Origin of the sequence: Streptomyces sp. NPDC005374 (assembly GCF_042872225.1) — a bacterium.
Lineage (GTDB): Bacteria > Actinomycetota > Actinomycetes > Streptomycetales > Streptomycetaceae > Streptomyces.
In genome coordinates this window covers 1-11,719 of record NZ_JBIAKA010000030.1, presented here as the reverse complement: position 1 = coordinate 11,719, position 11,719 = coordinate 1, and the positions used below count along the sequence as shown (strand labels likewise).

Annotated in this window: 9 protein-coding genes; 5 read left to right on the top strand and 4 right to left on the bottom strand. The window is 71.4% G+C overall.

Annotated elements, in window-relative coordinates; all coding sequences use genetic code 11:
* Positions 1–5 precede the first annotated feature (5 nt).
* Positions 6–2,081 carry a transketolase gene (gene tkt / locus ACFYRX_RS44845; protein WP_389112959.1) on the bottom strand — a complete coding sequence of 692 codons (2,076 nt, stop codon included), beginning with the start codon at positions 2,079–2,081 and terminating at the stop codon, positions 6–8.
* 146 nt (positions 2,082–2,227) lie between these two features.
* On the opposite strand from tkt, the gene ACFYRX_RS44840 reads away from it, so the two are divergent.
* The 4 genes from ACFYRX_RS44840 to ACFYRX_RS44825 all read left to right on the top strand — a co-directional run bounded on the left by ACFYRX_RS44840 (position 2,228) and on the right by ACFYRX_RS44825 (position 6,624).
* Positions 2,228–3,142, top strand: a complete 915-nt coding sequence (locus ACFYRX_RS44840) for an AraC family transcriptional regulator (protein ID WP_389112958.1) — start codon at positions 2,228–2,230, stop codon at positions 3,140–3,142.
* Positions 3,143–3,404: 262 nt separating this feature from the next.
* Positions 3,405–4,295 (top strand): alkaline phosphatase family protein, encoded by an 891-nt coding sequence (locus ACFYRX_RS44835; protein WP_389112956.1) that lies wholly within the window; start codon positions 3,405–3,407, stop codon positions 4,293–4,295.
* 5 nt (positions 4,296–4,300) lie between these two features.
* On the top strand, positions 4,301–5,605 hold the full coding sequence (locus tag ACFYRX_RS44830; protein WP_389112954.1) for an MFS transporter: 1,305 nt from the start codon (positions 4,301–4,303) through the stop codon (positions 5,603–5,605).
* Positions 5,602–6,624 carry a TolB family protein gene (locus ACFYRX_RS44825; protein ID WP_389112952.1) on the top strand — a complete coding sequence of 341 codons (1,023 nt, stop codon included), beginning with the start codon at positions 5,602–5,604 and terminating at the stop codon, positions 6,622–6,624. Before ACFYRX_RS44830 ends, ACFYRX_RS44825 begins: the two co-directional genes overlap by 4 nt.
* Positions 6,625–6,691: 67 nt before the next feature.
* On the opposite strand, the gene ACFYRX_RS44820 is transcribed toward ACFYRX_RS44825, so the two are convergent.
* Positions 6,692–8,077 (bottom strand): glycoside hydrolase family 16 protein, encoded by a 1,386-nt coding sequence (locus ACFYRX_RS44820; protein ID WP_389112950.1) that lies wholly within the window; start codon positions 8,075–8,077, stop codon positions 6,692–6,694.
* A gap of 166 nt (positions 8,078–8,243) precedes the next feature.
* Entirely contained in the window at positions 8,244–9,053 is an 810-nt protein-coding gene (locus ACFYRX_RS44815) for an SDR family NAD(P)-dependent oxidoreductase (protein WP_389112949.1), read from the bottom strand.
* A gap of 395 nt (positions 9,054–9,448) precedes the next feature.
* Here ACFYRX_RS44815 and ACFYRX_RS44810 point away from each other — a divergent pair, with 395 nt between their 5' ends.
* Positions 9,449–10,234 carry a helix-turn-helix domain-containing protein gene (locus ACFYRX_RS44810; protein ID WP_389112948.1) on the top strand — a complete coding sequence of 262 codons (786 nt, stop codon included), beginning with the start codon at positions 9,449–9,451 and terminating at the stop codon, positions 10,232–10,234.
* Between the two features lie 4 nt (positions 10,235–10,238).
* On the opposite strand, the gene ACFYRX_RS44805 is transcribed toward ACFYRX_RS44810, so the two are convergent.
* On the bottom strand, positions 10,239–11,480 hold the full coding sequence (locus ACFYRX_RS44805; RefSeq protein WP_389112946.1) for an Ig-like domain-containing protein: 1,242 nt from the start codon (positions 11,478–11,480) through the stop codon (positions 10,239–10,241).
* Positions 11,481–11,719: the final 239 nt, after the last annotated feature.

The following is an 11,719-nucleotide window of genomic DNA, read 5'->3' as shown; positions in this document are numbered from 1 at the left end:
TCGGATCAACCACGCGCGGCGGTAAGGGATTCCCTCGCCGCTGCGGCGACGTTCTCGGCGGTGAAGCCGTACTCGGCGAACAGGACCTTCGCATCGGCGGAGGCGCCGAAGTGTTCGAGGGACACGATGCGTCCCGCGTCCCCTGTGAACCGGTACCACGTCAGGCCGATACCGGCCTCGACGGCGACACGGGCTCGCACGGACGGCGGAAGGACGCTCTCCCGGTACTCCCGCGGCTGCTCCTCGAACCACTCCACGGACGGCATCGACACCACCCGGGTGCCGACCCCCTCGGACTCCAGCTGCTCGCGGGCGGCGACGGCCAGCTGGACCTCGGAGCCGGTGGCGATCAGGACGACGTCCGGGGTCCCGGTCGAGGCGTCCTTCAGGACGTAACCGCCCTTGGCGGCATCCGGGTTCGGGGCGTAGGTCGGCACACCCTGGCGGGTCAGCGCGAGGCCGTGCGGGGCCGGGTTCGTGGCGTGCCGCCTGAGGATCTCGGCCCAGGCGAGGGCCGTCTCGTTGGCGTCGGCCGGGCGGACGACGTTCAGTCCCGGGATGGCGCGCAGCGACGCGAGGTGCTCGACCGGCTGGTGGGTGGGGCCGTCCTCGCCGAGACCGATGGAGTCGTGCGTCCAGACGTAGGTGACGGGCAGCTGCATCAGCGCGGACAGACGCACGGCGTTGCGCATGTAGTCGGAGAACACCAGGAAGGTGCCGCCGTAGACGCGCGTGTTGCCGTGCAGCGCGATGCCGTTCATCTCCGCGGCCATGGAGTGCTCGCGGATCCCGAAGTGGACGGTACGGCCGTACGGGTCGGCCTCCGGCAGCGGGTTGCCCTTCGGCAGGAAGGACGACGTCTTGTCGATCGTCGTGTTGTTGGACCCGGCGAGGTCGGCGGAGCCGCCCCACAGCTCGGGGAGCACCGGGCCCAGCGCCTGGAGCACCTTGCCGGACGCGGCACGGGTGGCGACGGACCCGCCCTCCTCGAACACCGGGATCGAGGACTCCCAGCCCTCGGGCAGCTGGCCCGCGACGACCCGGTCGAAGAGCCGGGCGCGCTCGGGCTGCTCCCCGCGCCAGCCGGAGATCTGCTTGTCCCAGGCCGCGTGCGCCTCGGCACCGCGGTCCAGGGCCCCGCGGGTGTGGGCCAGCACCTCGTCGGCGACCTCGAAGGTGCGCTCGGGGTCGAAGCCGAGGACCCGCTTGGTCGCGGCCACCTCGTCGGCGCCGAGCGCGGAGCCGTGCGCGGCCTCGGTGTTCTGCGCGTTCGGGGCGGGCCAGGCGATGATCGTGCGCATCGCGATGATCGAGGGGCGCCCGGTCTCGGCCTGCGCGGACGTCAGGGCCGCGTGCAGGGCGTGTACGTCGATGTCGCCGTCGGCGCCGGGCTCGATGCGCTGGGTGTGCCAGCCGTAGGCCTCGTAACGCTTCAGCACGTCCTCGGAGAACGCGGTCGCGGTGTCGCCCTCGATGGAGATGTGGTTGTCGTCGTAGACGAAGACCAGGTTGCCGAGCCGCTGGTGGCCCGCGAGGGAGGAGGCCTCGGCGGAGATGCCCTCCTGCAGGTCGCCGTCGGAGACGATCGCCCAGATGGTGTGGTCGAAGGGGGACTCGCCCTCGGGGGCGTCGGGGTCGAAGAGGCCGCGCTCGTAGCGGGCCGCCATCGCCATGCCGACCGCGTTGGCGACGCCCTGCCCGAGCGGCCCGGTGGTGGTCTCGACACCCGCCGTGTGCCCGTACTCGGGGTGACCGGGCGTCTTGGAGCCGTGGGTCCGGAAGGCCTTCAGGTCGTCGAGCTCCAGCTCGTAGCCGGAGAGGAAGAGCTGGGTGTAGAGCGTCAGCGAGGTGTGGCCGGGGGAGAGGACGAAGCGGTCACGCCCGGTCCACTCGGGATCCGCCGGGTCATGACGCATCACCTTCTGAAAGATCGTGTACGCCGCGGGTGCCAGGGCCATCGCGGTGCCCGGGTGGCCGTTCCCGACCTGCTGCACGGCATCGGCCGCCAGCAGGCGGGCGGTGTCGACGGCACGCCGGTCGAGTTCGGTCCATTCGAAGCGGTCCGGTGTCTGCGTGCTCATCTTCAAGAAGTCCTCGATCGGAGCGAAGTAGCTGGTCTGACGCGTTCAAACTTAAAAGTCTGACTTTTACGGGGGAAGGTCGCGGTGTGCCAGCCTGTGGTGAAAGTGAGACACGGAACGCTCCAGGCAGGCGGCACGAGAAGGACATGGTGGACAGAACCATCCAAGACTCCATCCAAGATGGAGACGGTGACGGCGGAGTGGACGCGATCAGAACGTTCCCCTTCCCCGTCGAGCTGAGCGTGGGCGGCGTCGGCATGCAGGTCGGCCCGATGGGCACCGAGCGCACCTGGCATGCGAATGCCCCGCTGGAGCGCGTGCACCGCATCGACTTCCATGTCGTGATGCTCGTCGACGGCGGCCCGGTCCGCCACATGATCGACTTCGCCGAGTACGAGGCGACGGCCGGCGACCTGTTGTGGATCCGCCCGGGCCAGGTCCACCGCTTCTCGCCGACGAGCGAGTACCGCGGAACGGCCCTGACCATGCAGCCCGGGTTCCTGCCGCGCGCCACGGTCGAGGCGACCGGCCTGTACCGCTACGACCTCCCGCCCCTGCTGCGCCCCTCCGAGGCCCAGTTGGCGGGCCTCACGGCGGCGCTGTCCCAGCTCCAGCGGGAGTACGAGGACACGGCGACCCTTCCGCTGGGCCTGCACACCTCGGTACTGCGCCACTCCCTGACGGCGTTCCTGCTCCGACTGGCCCATCTGGCGGCGAGCTCGGCGGAGGCCGGGCGGCGGACCGAGTCGACGTTCACCCTGTTCCGGGACGCCGTGGAGAAGGGCTTCGCCGCCAACCACAGCGTCAGCGCGTACGCGGACGCGCTCGGCTACTCCCGCCGGACCCTGGTCCGCGCGGTGCGCGCGGCCACGGGGGAGACGCCGAAGGGGTTCATCGACAAGCGGGTGGTGCTGGAGGCGAAGAGACTGCTCGCCCACACCGACCTGCCGATCGGGCGGGTGGGGGCGGCGGTCGGCTTCCCCGACGCGGCGAACTTCTCCAAGTTCTTCCAGCAGCACACGGAGTTGACGCCGGCGGCGTTCCGGGCGGAGCTGCTCTGAGGCCGCGGTGGTCGCCCGTGTCCGCCGTGACCGGTGACCGGTGACCGGTGACCGGTGATCGGGGCGAGCAGCCGGCCGGCCGCCACGTGTTTGTCATGTCCATTTGGTGTTTTCTTTGTTGTGCGTGACCTGTGCGTGGGGGGATCTTTGCCGGGCGGGGCCAACGGTTCGCCCGGCCTTAACCCGCAGCCGGCCCAGCGTCCCTAGTGTTGCGGCGCCGCTCCCCCCACGCACGTCCGTCACTACTGTCCGGAGGACAGTCATGGCCGCCGTCAAGGCACCTCAGCGCACCCGACGTTCCCTCTCCGCGCTCGCCGGAGCCCTCGCCCTCACCGCCGCCTCGGTCGGAGTGTGGGCCGCGACCGCCTCCACCGCAGAGGCCGCCGCTCTCCCCACCCCTGACCACGTGGTCGTCGTGGTGATGGAGAACCACGCCTACTCGCAGGTGATCGGCAGCTCCAGTGCCCCCTACCTCAACAACACCCTCAAGGCGGGTGGCGCCGACCTCACCCAGTCCTACGGCCTCACCCACCCGAGCGAGCCGAACTACTACATGCTGTTCTCGGGCTCCAACCAGGGCCGCACCGACGACAGTTGCGTCGGCGTCGGCTCCCTGTCCGCCGCCAACCTCGCCTCCGAGCTGATCGCCGCCGGACAGACCTGGGCGAGCTACAACGAGTCGCTGCCCAGCCAGGGTTCGACGACCTGCAGCAGCGGCACCTACGCCCAGAAGCACAACCCGTGGTTCGGTTTCTCCAACGTGCCGACCAGCACCGCGAAGACCTTCGCCCAGTTCCCGACCGACTACACGGCCCTGCCCAAGGTCTCCTTCGTCGTCCCGAACCTGTGCAGCGACATGCACGACTGCTCGGTCTCCACGGGCGACACCTGGATCAAGAACAACCTGGGCGCCTACGCCACCTGGGCCACGACCCACAACAGCATCCTCGCCGTCACCTTCGACGAGGACAACAAGCTGTCCGGCAACCGCATCCCCACCCTCTTCTACGGACAGCACGTCACGGCCGGCAGCACCAGCTCCACCACCTACAACCACTACAACGTGCTGCGCACGGTGGAGGACCTGGCCGGCCTGAGCACCCACGCGGGCAACGCCGCCTCGGCCTCCGACATCACCGGCATCTGGAACTGACGCCTGTGTACCTCGCGGATTCCCGCGGCACGGACTCCCGCACCACCGAGGCCGCCGTCGTCCCGGACTCCCGTCCGGGGCGGCGGCCGGCCGCCGTGCCCGCCACCGTGCTGGCCCTGGGCGCGGTCAGCCTGATCACGGACGTCTCCTCGGAGATGGTCACAGCGGTCCTGCCGTTGTACGTGGTCGTGGGCCTCGGCCTCTCGCCCCTCGGCTTCGGGCTCCTCGACGGCATCAACAACGGTGTGGGCGCCCTGGTCCGGCTGGCCGGCGGCCACCTCGCCGACCGGGGAGGCCGCGGGCACAAGGCCGTGGCAGGCCTCGGCTACGGACTGTCGGCGCTGTGCAAGCCACTGCTGCTGCTCGCCCACACCCTCCCCGCGCTCGGCGCCGTGCTCGCGGTCGACCGCACCGGCAAAGGACTGCGCACCGCTCCACGGGACGCGATGATCTCGCTCGCCACCGAACCCGCCCACCGGGGACGGGCGTTCGGGGTGCACCGCGCCATGGACACCACCGGCGCGCTACTCGGCCCGCTCGCCGCCTTCGCCGTGCTGCGGGCCACCGTCGACGGGTACGACGCGGTCTTCGCGGTCAGCGGATGCGTGGCCGTACTCGGCGTCCTGGTGCTGGTGCTCTTCGTGCCCGGCCGCGACGCCCACGCAACCGCCGTACAACCGCCGCAGCGGGAACGGCCGTTGCTCCGGGACTCACTCGGGCTGCTGCGCCGTCCCAAACTGCGGCGGCTCACCGTGTGCGCGAGCCTGCTGGGCCTGACCACGGTCAGCGACTCGTTCCTGTATCTGCTGCTCCAGCGCCAAGGCGACCTGCCCGCCCACCTGTTCCCGCTGCTGCCGCTCGGCACCGCCGCCTCCTTCCTGCTGCTCGCGGTCCCGCTCGGCGCGCTCGCCGACCGCGTCAGCCGCCGCAGGCTCTTCCTCGCCGGCCACGCTGTACTGCTGCTCGGCTACGGCCTCGTGCTCTCCCCATGGCACGGCGTCCCGGCCGTGATCTCCGTCCTCGTGCTGCACGGCACCTTCTACGCGGCGACCGACGGCGTGCTCGCCGCCGCCACCGCGGGAGTCGTCCCGGCACAGCACCAGGGCGCGGGCCAGGCCCTGGTCGGCACCGGCCAGGCACTGGCCCGGTTCGTCTGCTCCCTCGCCTTCGGCGCGGCCTGGAGCCTGTGGGGCGGGCGGACCGCACTCGCCGCCACCACGGCCGCACTCGCCGTCAGTGCCGTCGTATCCGCGTTCGTCCTGCGCGGCACGGACGTGGTACCCGCAACCACCGATGAGGTGTCCGCATGACCCGAACGACCCGTCTGGTGACCCTTCTTGTCGCCGTCGTGGTGCTCGCCTCGGTCGGCACCGGGGCGGTGCTGCACGCCGCCCATCGCTCGGGCATGCGGGACCGGCAGCAGGCGGACGGACCGGCTGTCCGGGCCGGTACGGTCTCGCTGCGCCCGACGGCCGAACGCAGGCTGCTGGTGCGGAACCTGGCCTGGGGCCCGCACCGCGACGAGATCGCCACCGTCCCCGCCGACGATCCGCAGGGCCCGCGCACCGCGTCGGGCGTGAAGTGCCTGCGCTTCCACGCGGCGGCCGGCACCGGCATCTGCCTCCAGGCCGTGCACGGCGCGCTGCAGGACACCTACCGCGCGGTGGTGCTCGACGCGCAGCTGCGCGAACGGCACCGCTTCCCGGCCGCGGGCATCCCCACCCGGGCCCGGGTCTCGCCCTCAGGGCACATGGTCGCCTGGACGGTGTTCGTCAGCGGGGACTCGTACGCCGGAACGAACTTCTCCACCCGAACCGCCATCGTCGACACCCGCACCTGGGCCGCCGACGACAACCTGGAGACCTTCCACGTCATCAAGGACGGCCGGACCTACCACGCGCCGGACACCAACATCTGGGGCGTCACCTTCGCCGACGACAACCGCTTCTACGCCACGCTGGCGACCGGCGGCCGGACCTACCTCGTGCGGGGCGACGTCACCGCGCGCACCCTCACCACCCTGCACCGCAACGTCGAATGCCCCTCCCTCTCACCGGACGGCACCCGCGTCGCGTACAAGAAGCGCGTCAAGGGGGCCTCGCCCGACGCCCCCTGGCGGCTGTACGTCCTGAACCTGCGCACCATGAAGGAGACCGCGACCGCCGAGTCCCGCGACATCGACGACCAGGCCCTGTGGGCCGACGGCGACACCCTCGTCTACGCCCTCCCAGGCGACTACGGCTCGGACCTGTGGACCGTCCCCGCCGACGGCACCGGAACAGCCCGCCGCCTGATGACCTCCGCGGTCGCCCCCGCCTACCTGGGGTGACACGACGCCGCCCCGCGGGACCGCTCGGGCCTCGCGGGGCAGCATCGACTGGGCATCAACGTCCGTGTCAGTGACCGAAGTTGAACCAGTTCACGTTCACGAAGTCGGCCGGTTGGCCGCTGGTGAAGGTCAGATAGACGTTGTGGGTTCCGGTGACCGAGCTCATGTTCGCCGGGACCGTTCTCCAGGACTGCCAGCCGCCCGTGTTGGCGACGGAGAAGCTGCCGACGGGCGTGGCGGTACGGCTGTCCAGGCGTACCTCGACCAGACCGCTGACACCGCTTCCGGCGCCGCTCGCGACCCGGGCGACGAACTGGGTCGCCGCCGTGGAGCCGAAGTTGACGTTCTGGTAGAGCGCCCAGTCCCCGTTGGCGAGGGAATCGATGTCCTGGCCGCCGCCGGTGTCCGTCGTGGTCTCGGTGCTCACACCGCTCTGGCTGGTGTAGGACTCGGCCTGGATCGTGCCGTAGGCGTCGGTCCCGCCCGTCGGAGGAGGCGTGGTACCGCTCCCGGCGGCCGACAGGACCTGGACGTAGTCGACGGTCATGGGCACGCCGGACTGGGTGCCGGAGTCCAGACCGCCGCCGAACGCGTCCGGGAAGGCGCCGCCCATCGCCACGTTGAGGATGACGAAGTAGCCGTGGTTCGTGGCGTTGGCCCAGGTCGTCGCGTCCATCTGGCTCGCGTTGACGGAGTGGTACTGGGTGCCGTCGACGAAGAAGCGGATGGTCTCGGGGCTCACCGAGCGGTCCCACTCCATCGTGTAGGTGTGGAACGCCGACTGGCAGGTCGAGCCGGGACAGGCGACGTTGTTGCCCAGGCCCGTCGTCTCGTTGCACACGCCGCCCGGGTTGGTGCCGCAGTGCATGGTGGCCCAGACGCGGTTCATGCCCTGGACGTTCTCCATGATGTCCAGCTCGCCGACGCTCGGCCAGTTCTGGTAGTTGCCGCGATAGGGCGCGCCCAGCGCCCAGAAGGCGGGCCAGTAGCCCTCGGCGGCGGTGCCGGTGACGTTCGGCATCTGGATGCGCGCCTCGACGCGCAGCTTGCCGCCGGCCGGGGGCTGGAAGTCGGTGCGCTTGGTCTCGATGCGGCCCGAGGTCCAGTTGCCGGCCGCGTCGCGGAGCGGGGTGATGCGCAGGTTGCCGTTGCCGTCGAGGGAGACGTTGCTGGTGCTGTTGGTCATCGTCTCGACCTCGCCGGTGCCCCAGTTCGCGGGGCCGCCGGGGTAGGAAGTCCCGGTCGAGTACTGCCAGTTGGAGGCGTTGACGCCGGTGCCCGCGGAGCCGTTGAAGTCGTCGACGAAGACCTGGGACCAGCCCGTGGGAGGTGTGGGGGCGGAGGCGTCGGCGGGGAGGGTGGCGGCCGTCGCCAGGGCGGCGGCGAGGCCGAGGGTGCTCAGCACGGCGACGAGGGCTCGCCGCCGTCTGGGTATGCCGGAGGTTTCGGTCATGGGGGTGCCTCTCGGGTACGGGTGGTGGGGTGCGGGTGCTCTTCGAGCGCACTCTGAGAGCGCTCTCAAAGTGCGCCCAATGTGCTCTCGGCCACTCCGGTCGTCAAGAGGTGAAACAGTGAAAGTCGCTGAGCCGCAGGTGAGTTCACGCCGTGAATGGTGAGAATCAGGCCTTGGCCGCGAGGGACCGCCAGGCGTCCCACGTCTCGAGTCGCTGCCGGTAGGCGGCTTCCACGACGGGATAGGGGTACGTGCCGAGGAACAGCCGCAGGGGTGGTTCGTCGGTGTCCACCAGTTCGAGGACGACCTCGGCGGTGGCTGCGGGGTCCTGGGGCGCACGGGCGCCGGCCCCGGCCCGGCGTGCCTCGCGGACGTGGTCGTAGGCCTCTATGGGCTCGGTGTGCACCGCGGACGCGCCGGACCAGTCGGTGCCGTAGGGGCCGGGTTCGACGAGCGTGACGTGGATGCCGAGCGGGCCGACCTCCTGCGCGAGGGCCTCGCTCATGCCCTCCAGCGCCCACTTGGAGGCGTTGTAGAGACCCAGGGAGGGGAAGGCGGCCAGGCCACCGATGCTGGACACCTGGAGGATGTGCCCGGCGCGCTGGGCGCGCAGGACCGGCAGGGCGGCCTGGGTCACCCACAGGGGGCCGAGCACGTTCGTGTCGAGCTGGGCACGGGCCTGTTCCTCGCCGGCCTCCTCGACCATGCCGAAGAGGCCGTAGCCCGCATTGTTGACGACCACGTCGAGGCGGCCGAAGGTGTCGGCGGCCTGCTGGACGGCGGCGAAGGCGGCCGCCCGGTCGGTGACGTCGAGGGCGAGGGGCAGGACGCTGTCGCCGTAGGCCTCGACGAGGGGATTCAGGGACTCGGGACGGCGGGCGGAGGCGGCCACGCGGTCACCTCGGGAGAGCGCGGCTTCGGCCCAGATCCGGCCGAAGCCGCGGGACGCGCCGGTGATGAACCAGTTCTTCTGCATGCCTCGACCCTGCGCCGTTCGCCGGACCGTAGCCAGCACCCCGGGAGGGTCACCCTGTCCTGCCGTCGCCGACAGCGGGTCAGTGGGCATGAGCGTCTTACCGCCGGCAGGGACGGCCGGGGGCGGGGGCGTCACGTCCGCTGAGGAGGAAGCCGCCCGCATCCGCGGCAAGCCTGCCGTCGAGCCGACCCGCGCGGGGCTCTTCGGCCGGGCCGGTGCCGTGAGTCCTGGAGGAGCGCCTTCCGGCTGGGCCGCCGCCATGTCCCGCGGGGTCCCTTCTGGCCGGGTCGGTGCCGTGGGTCCTGGAGGAGCGCCCTCTGGCCGGCCTGCCACCATGTCCCGCAGGACACCTCTGCACGAACCGACGCCAAGCCCCGCAGGGTTACCCTTCGGCCATGGCGGCCGACAACGTGCTCGGAGAGTTCCTGAAGGCCCGGCGGGGACGGGTGCCGCCCTCGCGTGCGGAGCTGCCCGCGCACGGGCGGCGGCGGGTCGCGGGGCTGCGCCGCGAGGAGCTGGCCCGGCTGGCCGGTATCAGCGAGCCGTATCTGACCCGGCTGGAACAGGGCGTCGACCGGCATCCGTCGCCGCAGGTGCTGGGCGCGCTCGCACGGGCGCTGGAGCTGGACGCCGACACCACGGCGCACCTGTTCGCACTCGCCGCCCCGGATCCCGTACCGCCTGCGGAGACCGAAGTCGCCCCGGACCTGCACCAGTTGCTCGACGCGTGGGCGGGCGCTCCGGCGTATGTCCGCAACCGGCGGTTCGACGTGCTGGCCGCCAACAAGTGGGCCCGCGCGCTCGCCCCGATGTACGAGCCCGGGCACAACCTGGCCCGGGACGTGTTCCTCGACCCCGGGACCCGCCAACTGTTCCCGGACTGGCCGGAGATCGCCGCGCAGACCGCGGCGGCCCTGCGCGCCGAGGCCGACCCGCGCGATCAACGGACCGCGCGGCTCGTCGCCGAGCTGCGGGCGGACGAGGACTTCCGCGGCCTGTGGGAGCAGTACGACGCGCGGCCCTCCCGCGACGAGCTCAAACGGTTCACGCACCCGGTCGTCGGGGAGCTCGCCCTGCGGCGCCAGGCCCTCACCGTCGGGGGCGCCGAACAACAGGTGATCATCGTCTACCAGGCGGTGCCCGGCAGCCCCTCCGAGGCCGCCCTCGCCAGGCTCCTGTGACGCCTCAGACCGCGCTGCCCGCCTTCCAGTCGGCCCACGACAGGTTCCAGCCGTTGAGCCCGTTCGACGCCTCCACGGTCTGGTCGCCCGAGTTCTTCACGATCACGACATCGCCGAGCATGGAGCTGTCGTAGAACTTGTAGCCGGCCACCGCCGAGTCGTTCGCGCCCTTCGCGTCGTGCAGGCCGACGCAGCCATGGCTGGTGTTCTGGCTGCCGAACACCGCGGTGGAGGCCCAGTAGTTGCCGTGCACGAAGGTGCCGGAGGTGGTCAGGCGCTGGGCGTGCGGGACGTCGGGGATGTCGTACTCGTCGCCGAGCCCGACCGTCGAGGACTCCATGCGGGTCTGCTTGAACCGCTCGCTGATCACCATGATCCCGGACCACGTGGTGTGGTCGGAGTCGCCACCGCTGACCGGATAGGTGGCGAGCGTGGCGCCGTCCCGCTTGACGACCATCTCCTTGCTGCCGAGGTCGACGGTGCTGATCTGCGCGCGGCCGATGTGGAAGGTGACGTCCTTGGACTGCATGCCGTAGACCCCGTCCGCGCCCTGGACGTCCTTGAGCCGCAGGCCGAGCGTGATCCTCGTGCCGGCCGCCCAGTAGGTCTCGGGCCGGAAGTCGAGGCGGGTGTCGCTGAACCAGTGGCCCACGATCTCCACCGCGGGCTCGGCGGTGACGGTGATCGCCTTCTGGACGGCGGCCTTGTCGGACACGGCGTGCGAGAAGTTCAGCGACACGGGCATGCCGACGCCGGAGGTGGAGTTCGCCTCGGGGGTGAAGTAACCCACGAACGTCTCGCCGGGGGACTTCGTGGTGAAGGTGGCCGTCTGCGCGGTGCCGCCCTCGGCCTGGGCCGCCACCGTGTACTTCGTGCCCGAGTACGGGTTCGCCGACGAGGTCCACTTCGTCCTGCCGTCGTCGTAGGACCCGGCGAGCGTGGAGCCGTCGTTGCCGGTGACCTTCACCGAGGCGAGGGTGCCGTCGGTCACCGTGATCTCCACGGGGCTGCCGAAGTCGGCCTTGGTGGTGCCGTCGGCCGGGGTGACCGAGATCGTCGCCGTCTTCGTCGCGGCCTTGGCGGCGGCGGTCGAACCCGGACCTGACTCCTGTGAGGCGTCCGCCGAACCGCTGCTGCACCCCGCCAGCAGGGCCGCGGCCGGTACGGCGCCGAGCGCGGCGAGGATCCCGCGCCGGGACCACCTCTCCGACTGCTCGGACCGGTTCGATATGTGCGAGTCGCCCACAGTAGGCCTTCCTGGGATATCCACCTGTTGCGGATGCATCCTGCGCCTCTTGCCTGGGGTGATTCTTTGAATCGCCGGGCCGCCGGCTGAGATTCCGATGAGGAGACACCGAGGCGGGGCCCCCGCGCCCCCCCCCCCCCCCCGGGGGCCCCCCCCCCCCCCCCGGGGAGGCCGTGGTCGACACCCACCCCGCGGGGGCCCCCCCCCCCCCCCCCCCCAACCCCGCGTGGCCAGTTGGC

What these genes read in the sequence shown, in the direction of transcription:
- ACFYRX_RS44810 (WP_389112948.1), top strand. Translation starts at nt 9,449, where the DNA reads ATGGCGGCCGACAACGTGCTCGGAGAGTTCCTGAAGGCCCGGCGGGGA.
- ACFYRX_RS44825 (WP_389112952.1), top strand. Translation starts at nt 5,602, where the DNA reads ATGACCCGAACGACCCGTCTGGTGACCCTTCTTGTCGCCGTCGTGGTG.
- ACFYRX_RS44820 (WP_389112950.1), bottom strand. Translation starts at nt 8,077, where the DNA reads ATGACCGAAACCTCCGGCATACCCAGACGGCGGCGAGCCCTCGTCGCC.
- ACFYRX_RS44815 (WP_389112949.1), bottom strand. Translation starts at nt 9,053, where the DNA reads ATGCAGAAGAACTGGTTCATCACCGGCGCGTCCCGCGGCTTCGGCCGG.
- tkt (WP_389112959.1), bottom strand. Translation starts at nt 2,081, where the DNA reads ATGAGCACGCAGACACCGGACCGCTTCGAATGGACCGAACTCGACCGG.
- ACFYRX_RS44835 (WP_389112956.1), top strand. Translation starts at nt 3,405, where the DNA reads ATGGCCGCCGTCAAGGCACCTCAGCGCACCCGACGTTCCCTCTCCGCG.
- ACFYRX_RS44840 (WP_389112958.1), top strand. Translation starts at nt 2,228, where the DNA reads ATGGTGGACAGAACCATCCAAGACTCCATCCAAGATGGAGACGGTGAC.